This is a genomic window from Hydrogenophaga sp. PBL-H3 (genome assembly GCF_010104355.1).
Taxonomy (GTDB): Bacteria; Pseudomonadota; Gammaproteobacteria; order Burkholderiales; family Burkholderiaceae_C; genus Hydrogenophaga.
In genome coordinates this window covers 3,542,884-3,557,483 of sequence record NZ_CP044972.1, presented here as the reverse complement: position 1 = coordinate 3,557,483, position 14,600 = coordinate 3,542,884, and the positions used below count along the sequence as shown (strand labels likewise).

Here is a 14,600-nt window from a genome sequence, read left to right as displayed (position 1 = left end):
CGGGGACTCAGTTCTTGTTGGCCGCCTCGAAGCGCACCAGCAATTCGTTGCCGCGCTTGACCGCGCTGTCCAGCGCTTCCTTGGCGGATTTCTTGCCGGCCCAGACCTGCTCCAGCTCCTCGTCCTCGATCGCCCGGATCTGCACGAAGTTGCCCAGGCGGATGCCGCGCGACTTCTCGGTGGTCTTGCGGATCATCTGGTTCACGGCCACGTCCGTGCCTGGGTTCTGCTTGTAGAAGCCGGCTTTTTCGGTGGCTTCGAACGAGGCCAGCGTGATCGGCAGGTAGCCGGTGCGCTGGTGGCTCTTGGCCTGGATCTCGGCGTTGGTCAGGTAGTTGAAGAATTCAGCCACGCCCTTGTATTCGGGCGCCTTCTTGCCCGCCATGACCCACAGCGAGGCGCCGCCGATCACGGTGTTCTGCGGCGCGCCGGCCACGTCTGGGTAGTAGGGCAGCGGGGCAATGCCGAAGTCGAACTTGGCGTTCTTCTTGATGCTGGCGTAGGTCGACGACGAGGCCGTGGCCATCGCGCATTCGCCCGAGTAGAACGGTGCATCGGCGGCGTTGCCGCGGCCGCGGTAGACGAACAGGCCCTGCTTGGCCATGTTGGCCAGGTTCTCGATGTGGCGCACGTGCAGCGGGCTGTTGAAGTTCAGCCGCGCGCTGGTGCCGCCAAAGCCGTTGCCCTTGGTGGCGAACTCGGTGTTGTGCCAGGTCGAAAAGCTCTCGAGCTGGGTCCAGCCCTGCCAGCTGGTCGTGAAGGGGCAGCTCACGCCCGATGCCTTGAGCTTGGCTGCAGCCAGCACCACCTCAGGCCAGGTCTTGGGCGGGCTGTTCGGGTCCAGGCCGGCTTTCTTGAACAGGTCCTTGTTGTAATTGAAGACGGTGGTCGAGCTGTTGAGCGGGAAGCTCAGCATCTGGCCGTTGGGGGCGGTGTAGTAGCCCACCACCGCGGGGATGTAGGCCTTGGAGTCGAACTTGTAGCCGGCGTCGGCCAGCACCTTGCCCACCGGCACGATGGCACCTTTGGCGGCCATCATGGTCGCGGTGCCGACCTCATACACCTGAAGGATGTGAGGCGCATTGCCGGCACGGAAGGCCGCCACGGCCGCCGGCATGGTTTCGTCATAGGTGCCCTTGTAGGTCGGCACGATCTTGTATTCCTTCTGGCTGGCATTGAAACCATTGGCCAGGTCGAGCACCCAGTCGTTCAGGCCACCCGTCATCGAATGCCACCACTGGATTTCGGTTTGGGCATGGGCCGGGCCGCTCAAGAGGGCGGTGAGCGCCAGGGCGCTGGCCACAGGAAAGAAAGGCTTGTTCATGGGTGCTCCTGAATTTCTTGGAATGGGAGGCCGTAGGGTAGGGGCCCCGTGTGACGAATCGATTGCAACGGCGTTTCCCGCCGGTGACAACAGGGGTTTCCATAAGAGGGATGGGTGTATGGGGCCTGCGGTACCATCTTGGGCTCCCTACTGTCACGTTGGCGTCTGCCACAGCCATGAACGCTCCCACACCGCTTTCGCTCTTCGCCGTGACCTCCGACGAAGCACCGCGCCTGCGCGAGATTCCCTACAACTACACCTCGTTCTCCGACCGTGAAATCGTGCAGCGCCTGCTCGGTGAGCGGGCCTGGACGTTGTTGAACGAACTGCGCGGCGAGCGCCGCACAGGGCGCTCCGCCCGCATGCTGTATGAAGTGCTGGGCGACATCTGGGTGGTGCAGCGCAATCCCTACCTGCAGGACGACCTGCTGGACACGCCGAAACGCCGCAAACTGCTGGTGGATGCCCTGCACCACCGCCTGACCGAGGTGCAGAAGCGCCGCACGCCGCAAGACGACGTCGGGCGCGACCAGCTGGTGGCCGAGCTGCTGCAGGCAGCCAAAGGCGCTGTGGATGCCTTCTCCCGCTCCTTTGAAGACATGGCCGCGCTGCGCCAGCGCGCCACCAAGGCGCTGCGCAAGCTCACCGCGCACGACAACATCAAGTTTGACGGGCTGTCGCGCGTCTCGCACGTGACCGACGCCACCGACTGGCGCGTGGAATACCCGTTTGTGGTGCTCACGCCCGACACCGAGTCCGAGATGGCCTTGCTGGTCAGGGGCTGCTACGAGCTGGGCCTGACCATCATCCCGCGCGGGGGTGGCACCGGTTACACCGGAGGCGCGATCCCGTTGACCTGGAAGAGCGCGGTGATCAACACCGAAAAGCTCGAAGCCATGACCGAGGTGGAGTGGGTGAAGGCACCCGGCCACGACAAACCCCTGCCCACCATCTGGACCGAAGCCGGCGTGGTGACGCAGCGCGTGGCCGACGCCGCAGAGCGCGCGGGCCATGTGTTTGCCGTGGACCCGACCTCGGCCGAGGCCTCGTGCGTGGGCGGCAACATCGCCATGAACGCTGGTGGCAAGAAGGCCGTGCTGTGGGGCACGGCGCTGGACAACCTGCTGAGCTGGCGCATGGTCACGCCGCAGGCGCAGTGGCTCGAAGTCACCCGGCTCGACCACAACCTGGGCAAGATCCACGACGCTGATGTCGCCAGCTTCGAGCTGAAGACGTTCGAGGCCGACGGCAAGACCCCGGTGCGCACCGAACAGCTCGTGATCCCCGGCAAGACCTTCCGCAAGGAAGGTCTGGGCAAGGACGTGACCGACAAGTTCCTCAGCGGCCTGCCCGGCATCCAGAAAGAAGGTTGCGACGGCCTGATCACCAGTGCGCGCTGGGTGGTGCACCGCATGCCCGAGCACGTGCGCACCGTGTGCCTGGAGTTCTTTGGCAATCCGCGCGACTGCGTGCCCTCGATCGTGGAGATCAAGGACTTCATGTTCACCGAGATGAAGCGCCCGGGTGGTGCCATCCTTGCCGGTCTGGAGCACCTGGACGACCGCTACCTCAAGGCGGTGGGCTACGCCACCAAGAGCAAGCGCGGCACGCTGCCCAAGATGGTGCTGGTGGGCGACATCGTGGGCGACGACGCCGATGCCGTGGCGCGCGCCACCAGCGAAGTCATCCGCCTGGCCAACTCGCGCAGCGGTGAAGGCTTCGTGGCCATCAGCGCCGAGGCGCGCAAGAAATTCTGGCTCGACCGCAAGCGCACCGCGGCCATCAGCAAACACACCAACGCCTTCAAGATCAACGAAGACGTGGTGATCCCGCTGCCGCGCATGGGCGAGTACACCGAGGGCATCGAGCGCATCAACATCGAGCTCTCGCTGCGCAACAAGATCAAGCTGGCCGACGCGCTGGAGGCTTTCTTTGCCAAAGGCCAGTTGCCGTTGGGCAAGACCGACGACGCCAACGACATTCCCAGCGCCGAACTGCTGGAAGACCGTGTGCAACAGGCCCTGGTGCTGGTGCGCGAGGTGCGCGCGCTGTGGGCTGGCTGGCTGCGTGACGTGGACAGCCTGTTCCCACAGTTGCAAGACCACCGCCTGCGCGCCAGCTGGAAAACTCAGCTCCGTGCCCCGCTGCAGCAGATCTTCACCGGGGCCGCATTCGGCGCTGTGCTCGAAGAGTGCACCGCCATTCACAAGCGCGTCCTCAAGGGTCGCGTGTGGGCGGCGCTGCACATGCACGCCGGCGACGGCAACGTGCACACCAACCTGCCGGTCAACAGCGACGACTACGAGATGCTGCAGACAGCGCACGAAGCTGTGGCCCGCATCATGGTGCTCGCTCGCAGCCTGGACGGCGTGATCTCGGGTGAGCACGGCATCGGCATCACCAAGCTGGAGTTCCTCACCGACGAGGAACTGCGTCCGTTTGCCGAGTACAAGGACCGCGTCGACCCCGAAGGCCGTTTCAACAAGGGCAAGCTGCTGCGCCAGGGCGTGGGCGGTGACGTCAGCCTGCGCAGTGCCGACCTGTCTCACGCCTACACGCCGAGCTTTGGCCTCATGGGTCACGAGTCCCTGATCATGCAGCAGAGCGACATCGGCGCCATCGCCGATTCGGTCAAGGACTGCCTGCGCTGCGGCAAGTGCAAACCGGTCTGCGCCACGCACGTGCCGCGCGCCAACCTGCTTTATTCCCCGCGCAACAAGATCCTGGCCACCTCGCTGCTGGTGGAGGCCTTCCTGTACGAAGAGCAGACCCGGCGCGGCATCAGCATCAAGCACTGGGAAGAGTTCGAGGATGTGGCCGATCACTGCACGGTGTGCCACAAGTGCCTGAGCCCCTGCCCGGTGAAGATCGACTTTGGCGACGTGACCATGAACATGCGCAACCTGTTGCGCAAGATGGGCCAGAAGAGCTTCAGGCCCGGCAATGCTGCGGCCATGTTCTTCCTGAACGCGACCAACCCCGAGACCATCAAGTTCATGCGCGGCGCCATGGTGGGCGTGGGCTTCAAGGCGCAGCGCCTGGCCAACGACCTGTTCAAGCGACTGGCCCGCAAGCAGACCAGCGCGCCGCCCGCCACGCTGGGGCCGGCTCCCATCAAGGAGCAGGTGATCCACTTCATCAACAAGAAGATGCCCGGCGGCCTGCCCAAGAAGACCGCGCGTGCCTTGCTGGACATTGAAGACAAGGACTACGTGCCCATCATCCGCAACCCGGTGGGCACCACGGCCGAGACCGAGGCGGTGTTTTACTTCCCGGGCTGCGGCTCCGAGCGGCTGTTCAGCCAGGTGGGCCTGGCCACGCAGGCCATGCTGTGGCACGCCGGCGTGCAGACCGTGCTGCCGCCCGGCTACCTGTGCTGCGGCTATCCGCAGCGCGGCAGTGGCCAGTTCGACAAGGCCGAGAAAATCATCACCGACAACCGGGTGCTGTTCCACCGCGTGGCCAACACGCTGAACTACCTGGACATCAAGACCGTGGTGGTGAGCTGCGGCACCTGCTACGACCAGCTCCAGGGCTACGAATTCGACAAGATCTTCCCCGGCTGCCGCATCATCGACATCCACGAATACCTGCTCGAAAAAGGCATCACGCTGCCGGCCGGCCAGGGGGGCTACCTCTACCACGACCCCTGCCACAGCCCCATGAAGCTGCAGGAGCCGATGAAGACGGTGAAGGCGCTGGTGGGTGACAACGTGCTGGAGAGCAAACGCTGCTGCGGTGAGTCGGGCACGCTGGGCGTGACCCGGCCCGACATTTCCACCCAGATCCGCTTCCGCAAGGAAGAGGAGCTGCTCAAGGGTGAAGCCGCCCTGCGCGCCGCCGGCACCGTCGGTGCAACGGACAACGTGAAGATCCTCACCTCGTGCCCGAGCTGCCTGCAAGGCCTCACGCGCTACGGCGATGACCTGAACAACGGCCTGCTCGAAGCCGACTACATCGTGGTCGAGATGGCGCGCCAGATCCTGGGCGAAGACTGGCTGCCCGCCTATGTGGCCAAGGCCAACGAAGGCGGCATCGAACGCGTGCTGGTCTGACCTCACAACATACACGGAGACAATTCCCATGGCCGGACTCGACAAGAACACCCCATCGCCGCAATCGATCACGCTGCACCAGCAGTCGCATGTGCTTGAGATCGGCTTTTCCGACGGGCAGGAATTCAAGATTCCGTTCGAGCTGATGCGTGTGTATTCGCCCTCTGCCGAAGTGCAGGGACACGGTCCGGGCCAGGAGGTGCTGCAGACCGGCAAGCGCGAGGTCGGCATCGTTGCCCTGGAACCGGTGGGCAACTACGCAGTGCAGCCCACCTTCTCCGATGGCCACAGCTCGGGCATCTTCTCGTGGGACCTGTTGTATTTCCTGGGCTCGAAACAGGCCGAACTCTGGGCCGACTACACCGCGCGGCTGGCCGCCGCCGGCATGGAGCGCGACGCGCCCATGATCGAAAAGGGCGGCCACGCCTGCGGCAGCCACTGAAGGCGCGGCCATGGCAGACACCCATTTCGGCTTCAAGACCGTCGACGAGCGGGAAAAGGCGTCCCGTGTGCGCAGCGTGTTCGACTCGGTCGCACCCAAGTACGACGTGATGAACGACCTGATGTCGGCCGGCCTGCACCGGCTCTGGAAGCGTTACACACTCACCGTGGCCAACCCGCAGCCGGGTCACCGCGTGCTCGACATCGCAGGCGGAACCGGCGATCTGTCCCTGGCGTTTGCCAACAAGGTCGGGCCCACCGGCCGCGTGGTGCACACCGACATCAACGAGGCGATGTTGCGCGAAGGCCGCACGCGCCTTCTGGACAAGGGTGTCGTGCTCCCCACGCTGGTGTGCGACGCAGAGAAGTTGCCGTTTGCCAGCGATTCGTTCGATTTCGTGTCGGTGGCCTTTGGACTGCGCAACATGACGAACAAGGAACTCGCGCTGGCCGAGATGCATCGCACCCTCAAGCCGGGCGGCAAGCTGCTGGTGCTGGAGTTTTCCCGGGTGGCGAAACCGCTCGAAAAGGCTTATGACTGGTACTCGTTCAACATCCTGCCCAAGCTGGGCAAGCTGGTGGCCAACGACGAGGACAGCTACCGCTACCTCGCGGAGTCCATTCGAATGCACCCGGGCCAGGAAGAGTTGCGGCAGATGATGCGCAGCGCGGGCTTCGGCCACGTGGATGTGCACAACCTCAGCGCCGGCGTGGTGGCGTTGCATGTGGGTATCAAATGCTGATCGTGGTTGTGGTTTTTGATTGAAGGAGACAGGGACATGTACAAGTTGTGGTCGGTGATGCTGGTTTGCGCCATGGCGCTGAGCTCGCAGGAGGTTTGGGCCAAGCGCATGGGTGGAGGCTTGTCGTTCGGCAAGCAGTCGACCAACGTGACGCAGCAGCGCAGCACCACGGCGCCCGCGCAGCAGGCCACCCCCGCGCCGACGCAAAACGCCGCCGCCCGCCCGGCCACCACCAGTCCGGCGGCTGCCGCAGCGCCCAAGCGGCCCTGGGGCGCCATGCTCGGTGGCCTTGCCGCGGGCCTTGGCCTGGCTTGGCTGGCTTCTTCGCTGGGTTTGGGGGAAGGTTTTGCCCAGTTCCTGATGTTTGCGCTGCTCGCTGCGGTGGTCATGGCGGTGATCGGCATGGTGATGCGCCGTCGCTCGGCGGCCAGCGGTGCAGCAGGTGGACTGGCCTACCAAGGCGCCGGTGGCCCGGCCACGCAGTCGGGCAACTCCCAGTTCGACCCTGCCACGCCGCGCAGCTACTCCCCGCAGAACGTCGGCAACGACGCGTCCGCCCGCCCCTGGGAACGCAGTGGCCCCGCTGCGCTGGACACGGCCCACGCGCCCGCGGGTGGCTCGATGATCGGTGCGGCCCTGATGGGGCGCCAGACCTGGGGTGTGCCGGCCGGCTTTGATGCCGACGGATTCCTCAAAGCCTCCAAGGCCAACTTCGTGAGCTTGCAAGACGCCTGGGACCGCTCCGACATCCCGAGCCTGCGCGCCATGATGACCGACGGCATGCTTGAGCAGATTCGCAGCCAGCTGGCCGAGCGGGAATCCGCCAGCGGGGGGGGGTCAACAAGACTGAAGTGGTGATGCTTGATGCCCAACTGCTCGGCATCGAAGAAACCGAAGACGAGTACATGGCCAGCGTGGAGTTCTCGGGAATGATCCGCGAAGACGCGTCCTCCGGCCCCAACCCGTTCCGCGAAGTCTGGAACATCACGCGCCCCAAGAGCGGCTCGGGCGGTTGGCTGGTGGCAGGCGTGCAGGCGCTGCAATAAGGTCAATGGGTCGGGCAAGAGTCCCGAGCTTGAGCGGGGAATGGCCGATGGTGCCGTGCACCGTGCTTTATCCGTCAAAATCGGGTGGTCATGAAAAATGAACCACCCGTTTTTTCGTCCGGCCCGGGCGCTTCTGGCGCCTCGCCCTTGAACTTCCTGCAATCCTTGCTGGGCTCGATCCGCCCGCCTGACTGGGTGGTGGACGAGTTGCAGAACCGCCTCGTGCTGTTCCTCAACCACGTGCTCATGCAAGAGCCCGCCGCGCAGGACCGCCTGCGCCGCCAGAAGGGCAAGCCCGTGCGCATCCAGTGGGGCGACTTCCACCTCACGCTGGCACCCACGGCCGCCGGTTTGCTGGAGCGCTGTGCGCCCGGCGCGAAGCCCGAACTCAGCGTCACGCTCACCCAGACCTCACCGCTCGAGCTCGCCCAAAGCGTGCTTGCCGGGCAGAAGCCCGGCGTGGACATCCAGGGCGATGTGCAACTGGCGGCCGAGGTGGCCTGGCTGGTGGACAACGTGCGCTGGGACGTGGAGGAAGACCTGTCCCGGGTGGTGGGTGACGCCACCGCCCACACGATCGCGCGGTTCGCGCGATCCGCAGCCACGGCCGTCAAGTCGTTCGTGGCCCGCATGCCTGAGGGCTTTCCCGCCAGGCCGCCCTTCGCCAGTGCGCCCGCGTCCGATGCCGGCGTGCCGCCGCGCGACGGCGGACCCAGCGCATGACGCGGCTCTTTCGCGGCGCGTTCATCGTCTGGGTGGTCTTGCGCTACGGGCTGGACGAGCTGGTGCTCTCCAGCTTCCGTGGCCGCGGCATCCACCTGCTCACGCGCATCGTCTCCGTCGGCCGAAATCTCGATGCGCCGCGTGGCGAGCGCCTGCGCGAAGCCCTGGAGCGCCTGGGCCCGATCTTCGTGAAATTCGGCCAGGTTTTGTCGACCCGCCGCGACCTGCTGCCACCCGACATCGCCGACGAACTTGCCCGTCTGCAGGACCGTGTGCCGCCGTTTCCCAGCGAGGTGGCGGTGGCCAGCATCGAGCGGGCGTTTGGCAAGCCGTTGTCCGAGGTGTTCACGCACTTTGAACAGGTGCCGGTGGCCAGCGCGTCAATCGCCCAGGTGCACTTTGCGACCTTGCGCGATGGCCGCCACGGTGGGCGCGAGGTGGCCGTGAAGGTGCTGCGACCCAACATGCTGGCGGTGATTGACAAGGACCTCAGCCTCATGCGCATGATGGCCGGCTGGGTAGAGCGCCTCTCTGCCGACGGCAAGCGCCTCAAGCCGCGCGAGGTGGTGGGGGAGTTCGACAAATACTTGCACGACGAACTGGACCTGCTGCGCGAGGCCTCGAATGCCGCGCAACTGCGCCGCAACATGCAGGGTCTGGACCTGGTGCTGATCCCGGAGATGCTCTGGGACTATTGCTACACCGAGGTGATGGTGATGGAGCGCATGCATGGCTTGCCCATCAACAAGGTTGACGAACTGCGCGCCCTGGGCGTGGACATCCCAAAGCTCGCGCGCGATGGCGTGACCCTGTTTTTCACGCAGGTGTTCCGCGACGGTTTCTTCCACGCGGACATGCACCCGGGCAACATCCAAGTGAGCACGGCGCCCGCCACTTTCGGGCGCTACATCTCGCTGGATTTCGGCATCGTCGGCACCCTGACCGAGTTCGACAAGGAATACCTTGCGCAGAACTTCACGGCCTTCTTCCGCCGCGACTACAAGCGCGTGGCCGAGCTGCACATCGAGTCCGGCTGGGTGCCTGCCGAGACGCGGGTGGACGAGCTCGAATCGGCCATCCGAGCGGTGTGCGAACCTTACTTCGACCGCCCGCTGAAGGAAATCTCGCTCGGCATGGTGCTCATGCGCCTGTTTCAGACCTCGCGCCGCTTCCAGGTGGAGATCCAGCCCCAGCTCGTGCTGTTGCAGAAGACCCTGCTCAACATCGAGGGGTTGGGGCGCGACCTCGACCCCGAGCTCGATCTGTGGAACACCGCCAAGCCGTTCCTGGAGACGTGGATGATTGAGCAGGTGGGGCCGCAGAAGCTGCTCCAGCAGCTGAAAGCCGAGGCGCCCCAATACGCCAAGCTGTTGCCCGCGCTGCCGCGCCTGATCAACGACTACCTGCAGCACAAGCCACACGAACTGCGGCGTGAACTCGACAGCCTGCTGGTCGAGCAGCGCCGCACCAACCGCCTGTTGCAAGCGATCCTGTACGGAGGATTGGGCTTTTTGCTCGGTCTCATCGTGATGCAGGTGCTGGTGCGCGTGCGCCTCTGGTGACATCGGGCGGCCATGGGCCGCCCGATGCCGACGCCCGGCAGGGCACCCGACACCCCCTCAATTTATAATGACGGGTTTTGTTCCGCTTCCCACCGGGGAGTGCAGTGCACCCGCCGGGTGGCTGCCCTGACGGGACAACCCCCCTTCTTCACCAGGTTCACGCCATGCCCATCTATGCCTACAAGTGCGAGTCCTGCGGCCATGCCAAGGACGTGCTGCAGAAAATGTCCGACGACCCGCTCACCACATGCCCGGCCTGCGGTCAATCGAGCTTCAAGAAGCAGCTGACCGCCGCCGGTTTCCAGCTCAAAGGCTCGGGTTGGTACGTCACCGATTTCCGCGAGGGCAACAAGCCCGCTGCCACGCCGGCCACCGAAGGCGCGCCCGCTGCCGCAGCACCCGCCAAACCGGCCGGTGATGCCGCCGCCGCAGCGGCGCCCGCCGCGCCCGCCGCTGCACCCGCAGCCGCGCCGGCACCTGCCACCCCGACCACACCGTCGGGTTCCTGAGCCAATCCGCATGCCGTCTTTGCGCAAATGGTTGTTCTCGGGCCTGCTGGTGCTGGTGCCGCTGATCATCACGCTCTGGGTGCTGGAGTGGGTGGTCAGCACGCTCGACCAGACGCTGCGCATCCTGCCCACCAGCTGGCAGCCCGACCAGCTCTTCGGTGTGCACATTCCCGGCCTGGGCGTGGTGTTTGCACTGGTGGTGGTGCTCTCCATCGGCGCCCTGGCGACCAACATCATCGGTAACAAGCTGGTGAGCTGGTGGCATGCGCTGCTGCACCGCATTCCCGTGGTTCGTTCGATCTACTCGGGCGTCAAGCAGGTGTCGGACACGTTGTTTTCCGAGAAAGGCAATGCCTTTCGCAAGGCCTTGCTGATCGAGTGGCCGCACGAAGGCATGTGGACCATTGGCTTCCTCACCGGCGCCCCCGCCGGTGACGTGTTGCACCACCTGCAAACGCAACCGGGTCGAACCAGCGAGCTCGACGAATTTCACAGCGTGTACGTGCCCACCACCCCCAACCCCACCGGCGGCTACTTCGTGATGGTGCGCAAGAGCGCCTGCGTGGAGCTGCAGATGAGCGTGGACGAAGCCTTGACCTACATCGTGTCCATGGGCGTGATCGTGCCCGGTGGACCCAAGAATCTGCACCTCAAGGTGGGCGCCGACGGCGCCATCGAGAAGACCTCCTGATGTTCCCCTGCGGGTCCAACCCGCGAACCTGTTGAAAGAAGAAGCGAAATGGCGATGCGTACCCACTACTGCGGTCTGGTGACCGAGGCCCAACTGGGCGAAACCGTGAAGCTCTGCGGCTGGGTGAACCGCCGCCGTGACCACGGTGGCGTGATCTTCATCGACCTGCGCGACCGCGAAGGCTATGTGCAGGTGGTCTGCGACCCCGACCGCGCCGAGATGTTCAAGACCGCCGAAGACGTGCGCAACGAATTCTGCGTGCAGGTCACCGGCCTCGTGCGCGCTCGTCCCGCCGGCACCACCAACGACAAGCTCAAGAGCGGCCAGATCGAGGTGTTGTGCCACGACCTGCAGGTGCTCAACCCCTCGGTCACGCCGCCGTTCCAGCTGGATGACGACAACCTCTCAGAGACCACGCGCCTGACCCACCGCGTGCTCGATCTGCGCCGCCCTTACATGCAGAACAACCTGATGCTGCGCTACCGCGTGGCGATGGAAGTGCGCAAGTTCCTCGACGCCAACGGCTTCATCGACATCGAGACACCGATGCTCACCAAGAGCACGCCCGAAGGCGCGCGCGACTACCTCGTGCCCAGCCGCGTGCACGACGGCCACTTTTTCGCGCTGCCGCAAAGCCCGCAGCTGTTCAAGCAGCTGCTCATGGTGGCCGGCTTCGACCGCTACTACCAGATCACCAAGTGCTTCCGCGACGAAGACTTGCGCGCCGACCGCCAGCCCGAGTTCACGCAGATCGATATCGAGACCTCGTTCCTGACCGAAGAAGACATCCGCGACATGTTCCAGGGCATGATCAAAACGGTGTTCCAGAACGCGCTGGGCGTGGACCTGGGCGAATTTCCGGTGATGGCCTACAGCGAAGCCATGCACCGCTTCGGCTCCGACAAGCCCGACCTGCGCGTGATGCTGGAGTTCACCGAACTCACCGACGTGATGGGCGATGTGGACTTCAAGGTCTTCTCCGCCCCAGCCACCATGAAGGGTGGTCGTGTGGTCGCACTGTGCGTGCGTGGCGGCGCCGACATGAGCCGCAGCGAGATCGACGCCTACACCGAGTTCGTCAAGATCTACGGCGCCAAGGGCCTGGCCTGGATCAAGGTCAACGACGCCTCCAAAGGCCGCGACGGCTTGCAGAGTCCGATCGTCAAGAACCTGCACGACAAGGCCGTGGCCGACATCCTGGCGCGCACGAAGGCACAGAACGGCGACATCATCTTCTTCGGCGCCGACAAGGCCAAGGTGGTCAACGACGCCATTGGCGCACTGCGCCTGAAGATCGGCCACAGCGAACTGGGCAAGAAAAATGGCCTGTTCGAAAGCCGCTGGGCGCCGATGTGGGTGGTGGACTTCCCCATGTTCGAGCACGACGAGGAAGCCGACCGCTGGACGGCCGTGCACCACCCCTTCACCGCGCCGAAAGACGGCCACGAGGACTGGATGGTCACCGCACCCGAGAAGTGCATCGCCAAGGGCTACGACATGGTGCTCAACGGCTGGGAAATCGGTGGCGGTTCGGTGCGTATCCACACCGCCGCCGTGCAGCAGAAGGTGTTCGATGCCTTGAAGATCACGCCCGAGGAAGCCCAGGTCAAGTTCGGCTTCCTGCTCGACGCGCTGCAGTACGGCGCGCCGCCCCACGGAGGCCTGGCCTTCGGCCTGGACCGCATCGTCACGCTGATGACCGGTGCCGAATCCATCCGCGACGTGATCGCCTTCCCCAAGACCCAGCGCGCCCAGTGCCTGCTGACCCAGGCTCCCAGCCTGGTGGACGAGAAGCAGCTGCGCGAGCTGCACATCCGCTTGCGCAACACGGACCTGGCCAAATCCGCCTGACCCGCGGCGGGCACCACATGAGAGGGCGGCAGGTGCCGCCCTTTTTTGTTGGAGCCGGGCGGTGTGCCGCAGCCTGCCGGTGCGGTAACGAAACGTAGGGCGGGTTACGGGTGAGGGTTTGTTAGGATGAACTTTTGAAAGGAGCCCATCCATGAGCAAGAACGCCCAAGACACCCTGGCCAACAAAGAGAAACTGGTGGCCGACCTGCAGCGCGTCATTGCCGACGCCGAAGAGCTGATGATGGCCACGGCGCACCAGACCGAAGGCAAGGTGGTGGAGCTGCGCGAGCGCATCAACGACAACCTGCGCCAGGCTCGCCACAAGCTGCTGGACGCGGAAGACGCGATCAAGGAAAAGACCCGCGAGGTGGCCCGCGCCACCGACGACTACGTGCACGAGCACCCCTGGCGTGCCGTGGGCACCGCCGCCGGCATCGGACTGCTGATCGGCTTGCTGATCAGCCGGCGTTGAACGATTCCGGCATGTCGGTGCCCCCGACCCGCCTGTCGGCCTCGCTCAAGGGGCTGACAGCCACCGTGCTGGAACTGCTTCAGCTCCGGCTGGAGTTGCTCAGCGTGGAAGCGCAGGAAGAAGTGCTGCGCGTCGGTGGCCTGCTGGTCTATGGCGCCGTGGCCGTGGCTTTTCTCAGCCTGGGGCTGGGCTTTCTGGCCATGTTGATCACCGTGGCACTGTGGGACACCCACCGCCTTGTGCCGTTGGCCTTGTTCTCTGGCCTGTTCCTGGGCCTGGGGTTCGTGGCGGCCTGGCTGGCGCGCGAACGGGTGCGCAATGGCACCCGGCTGTTCTCGGCCACGGTCAAGGAGCTCCAGCAAGACCGCGAGGGCCTTGGCTCATGAGCGCTGCGCCGGACCGTGCCGAACAACTCGCGCGCAGGCGCGAGTTGCTGGTGCATCGGTCTGGTCAATTGCGCAGCCGTGTGGCTGAGCAGATGCAGGTGGTGCAGCCGGCCTTGGTATGGGCTGATCGCTTGCAGGACGCCTGGCATTGGTTGCGCGCCAACCCCTTGGTGGTGGCGGGCGGCGTGCTGGCTGTTGCGTTGTGGCGGCCGCGCCGAGCGCTGGGGCTGGCCCTGAGGGCGTGGTCTGGCTGGAAGCTGTTGCAGCGTGCGCGCTCGGCGGGCAGCGCGGCGTCTCGCCTGCTCTGATCCACCTGTCCATGCCACCGAAGATTCCGCAATCGGTGCTGGTGGTGATCCACACGCCGGCGCTGGAGGTGCTGCTGATCGAACGCGCCGACGCACCGGGTTTCTGGCAATCCGTGACCGGCTCCAAGGACACCCTGGACGAGCCGTTCGAGCTCACCGCCGTGCGCGAGGTGGCGGAAGAAACCGGGCTGGACGCGCGAGCGAATGGCCACGCGCTTGTCGATTGGGCGCTGGAGAACGTGTACGAGATCTACCCGCAGTGGCGCCACCGTTATGCAGAGGGCGTGACACACAACACCGAGCATCTGTTCGGCCTGTGCATTCCCCGGGCCGTGCCGGTGCTGCTGAGCCCGCGCGAGCACCGCGCCCAGGTGTGGCTGCCCTGGCAGGAAGCGGCCGAACGCTGTTTTTCGCCGTCCAACGCCGAGGCCATTTCCTGGCTGCCCAGAATGATGGCCAGGGTGAACTGATCGCCTCGCGCCGCGCGGT

The 14,600-nt window shown here is 65.1% G+C and carries 13 protein-coding genes and 1 pseudogene; 13 read left to right on the top strand and 1 reads right to left on the bottom strand.

The window, feature by feature from the left end; genetic code table 11:
• Window positions 1–7: 7 nt before the first annotated feature.
• A complete protein-coding gene (gene ugpB, locus F9Z44_RS16520; RefSeq protein WP_159607817.1) occupies window positions 8–1,324 on the bottom strand; it encodes a sn-glycerol-3-phosphate ABC transporter substrate-binding protein UgpB in 1,317 nt (438 codons plus the stop codon).
• Window positions 1,325–1,500: 176 nt separating this feature from the next.
• Between ugpB and F9Z44_RS16515 the strand changes: the two genes are divergently transcribed.
• The 13 genes and pseudogenes from F9Z44_RS16515 to nudB all read left to right on the top strand — a co-directional run bounded on the left by F9Z44_RS16515 (window position 1,501) and on the right by nudB (window position 14,581).
• Window positions 1,501–5,379: a DUF3683 domain-containing protein gene (locus tag F9Z44_RS16515; RefSeq protein WP_159607816.1), complete on the top strand. Its 3,879-nt coding sequence runs from the start codon at window positions 1,501–1,503 to the stop codon at window positions 5,377–5,379.
• Window positions 5,380–5,407: 28 nt separating this feature from the next.
• Window positions 5,408–5,821: a gamma-butyrobetaine hydroxylase-like domain-containing protein gene (locus F9Z44_RS16510; protein ID WP_159607815.1), complete on the top strand. Its 414-nt coding sequence runs from the start codon at window positions 5,408–5,410 to the stop codon at window positions 5,819–5,821.
• Between the two features lie 10 nt (window positions 5,822–5,831).
• Window positions 5,832–6,563 (top strand): bifunctional demethylmenaquinone methyltransferase/2-methoxy-6-polyprenyl-1,4-benzoquinol methylase UbiE, encoded by a 732-nt coding sequence (gene ubiE / locus F9Z44_RS16505; RefSeq protein ID WP_159607814.1) that lies wholly within the window; start codon window positions 5,832–5,834, stop codon window positions 6,561–6,563.
• Window positions 6,564–6,599: 36 nt separating this feature from the next.
• Window positions 6,600–7,609 (top strand): annotated as a pseudogene (locus tag F9Z44_RS16500) (Tim44 domain-containing protein).
• Between the two features lie 147 nt (window positions 7,610–7,756).
• Window positions 7,757–8,332: a ubiquinone biosynthesis accessory factor UbiJ gene (locus F9Z44_RS16495; protein WP_236574167.1), complete on the top strand. Its 576-nt coding sequence runs from the start codon at window positions 7,757–7,759 to the stop codon at window positions 8,330–8,332.
• The gene (gene ubiB / locus F9Z44_RS16490; RefSeq protein ID WP_159607812.1) at window positions 8,329–9,894 is read left to right on the top strand and encodes a ubiquinone biosynthesis regulatory protein kinase UbiB; all 1,566 of its coding nucleotides are present in this window, start codon (window positions 8,329–8,331) and stop codon (window positions 9,892–9,894) included. Before F9Z44_RS16495 ends, ubiB begins: the two co-directional genes overlap by 4 nt.
• A 164-nt stretch (window positions 9,895–10,058) precedes the next feature.
• A complete protein-coding gene (locus F9Z44_RS16485; protein ID WP_159607811.1) occupies window positions 10,059–10,403 on the top strand; it encodes an FmdB family zinc ribbon protein in 345 nt (114 codons plus the stop codon).
• Window positions 10,404–10,413: 10 nt separating this feature from the next.
• Window positions 10,414–11,094 carry a DUF502 domain-containing protein gene (locus F9Z44_RS16480; protein ID WP_159607810.1) on the top strand — a complete coding sequence of 227 codons (681 nt, stop codon included), beginning with the start codon at window positions 10,414–10,416 and terminating at the stop codon, window positions 11,092–11,094.
• 48 nt (window positions 11,095–11,142) lie between these two features.
• Window positions 11,143–12,945, top strand: a complete 1,803-nt coding sequence (gene aspS, locus F9Z44_RS16475; RefSeq protein ID WP_159607809.1) for an aspartate--tRNA ligase — start codon at window positions 11,143–11,145, stop codon at window positions 12,943–12,945.
• A gap of 151 nt (window positions 12,946–13,096) precedes the next feature.
• Window positions 13,097–13,417, top strand: a complete 321-nt coding sequence (locus F9Z44_RS16470) for a DUF883 family protein (protein ID WP_159607808.1) — start codon at window positions 13,097–13,099, stop codon at window positions 13,415–13,417.
• Window positions 13,418–13,428: 11 nt separating this feature from the next.
• Window positions 13,429–13,803: a phage holin family protein gene (locus F9Z44_RS16465; RefSeq protein WP_159607807.1), complete on the top strand. Its 375-nt coding sequence runs from the start codon at window positions 13,429–13,431 to the stop codon at window positions 13,801–13,803.
• A complete protein-coding gene (locus F9Z44_RS16460) occupies window positions 13,800–14,111 on the top strand; it encodes a YqjK family protein (RefSeq protein ID WP_159607806.1) in 312 nt (103 codons plus the stop codon). Before F9Z44_RS16465 ends, F9Z44_RS16460 begins: the two co-directional genes overlap by 4 nt.
• A gap of 11 nt (window positions 14,112–14,122) precedes the next feature.
• Window positions 14,123–14,581 (top strand): dihydroneopterin triphosphate diphosphatase, encoded by a 459-nt coding sequence (gene nudB / locus F9Z44_RS16455; protein ID WP_159607805.1) that lies wholly within the window; start codon window positions 14,123–14,125, stop codon window positions 14,579–14,581.
• Window positions 14,582–14,600: the final 19 nt, after the last annotated feature.

Bases quoted from the DNA above. Each gene is read 5' to 3' on its own strand.
- ugpB (WP_159607817.1), bottom strand. From the start codon at position 1,324: ATGAACAAGCCTTTCTTTCCTGTGGCCAGCGCCCTGGCGCTCACCGCC.
- F9Z44_RS16515 (WP_159607816.1), top strand. From the start codon at position 1,501: ATGAACGCTCCCACACCGCTTTCGCTCTTCGCCGTGACCTCCGACGAA.
- F9Z44_RS16510 (WP_159607815.1), top strand. From the start codon at position 5,408: ATGGCCGGACTCGACAAGAACACCCCATCGCCGCAATCGATCACGCTG.
- ubiE (WP_159607814.1), top strand. From the start codon at position 5,832: ATGGCAGACACCCATTTCGGCTTCAAGACCGTCGACGAGCGGGAAAAG.
- ubiB (WP_159607812.1), top strand. From the start codon at position 8,329: ATGACGCGGCTCTTTCGCGGCGCGTTCATCGTCTGGGTGGTCTTGCGC.
- F9Z44_RS16485 (WP_159607811.1), top strand. From the start codon at position 10,059: ATGCCCATCTATGCCTACAAGTGCGAGTCCTGCGGCCATGCCAAGGAC.
- F9Z44_RS16480 (WP_159607810.1), top strand. From the start codon at position 10,414: ATGCCGTCTTTGCGCAAATGGTTGTTCTCGGGCCTGCTGGTGCTGGTG.
- aspS (WP_159607809.1), top strand. From the start codon at position 11,143: ATGGCGATGCGTACCCACTACTGCGGTCTGGTGACCGAGGCCCAACTG.
- F9Z44_RS16470 (WP_159607808.1), top strand. From the start codon at position 13,097: ATGAGCAAGAACGCCCAAGACACCCTGGCCAACAAAGAGAAACTGGTG.
- F9Z44_RS16465 (WP_159607807.1), top strand. From the start codon at position 13,429: ATGTCGGTGCCCCCGACCCGCCTGTCGGCCTCGCTCAAGGGGCTGACA.
- F9Z44_RS16460 (WP_159607806.1), top strand. From the start codon at position 13,800: ATGAGCGCTGCGCCGGACCGTGCCGAACAACTCGCGCGCAGGCGCGAG.
- nudB (WP_159607805.1), top strand. From the start codon at position 14,123: ATGCCACCGAAGATTCCGCAATCGGTGCTGGTGGTGATCCACACGCCG.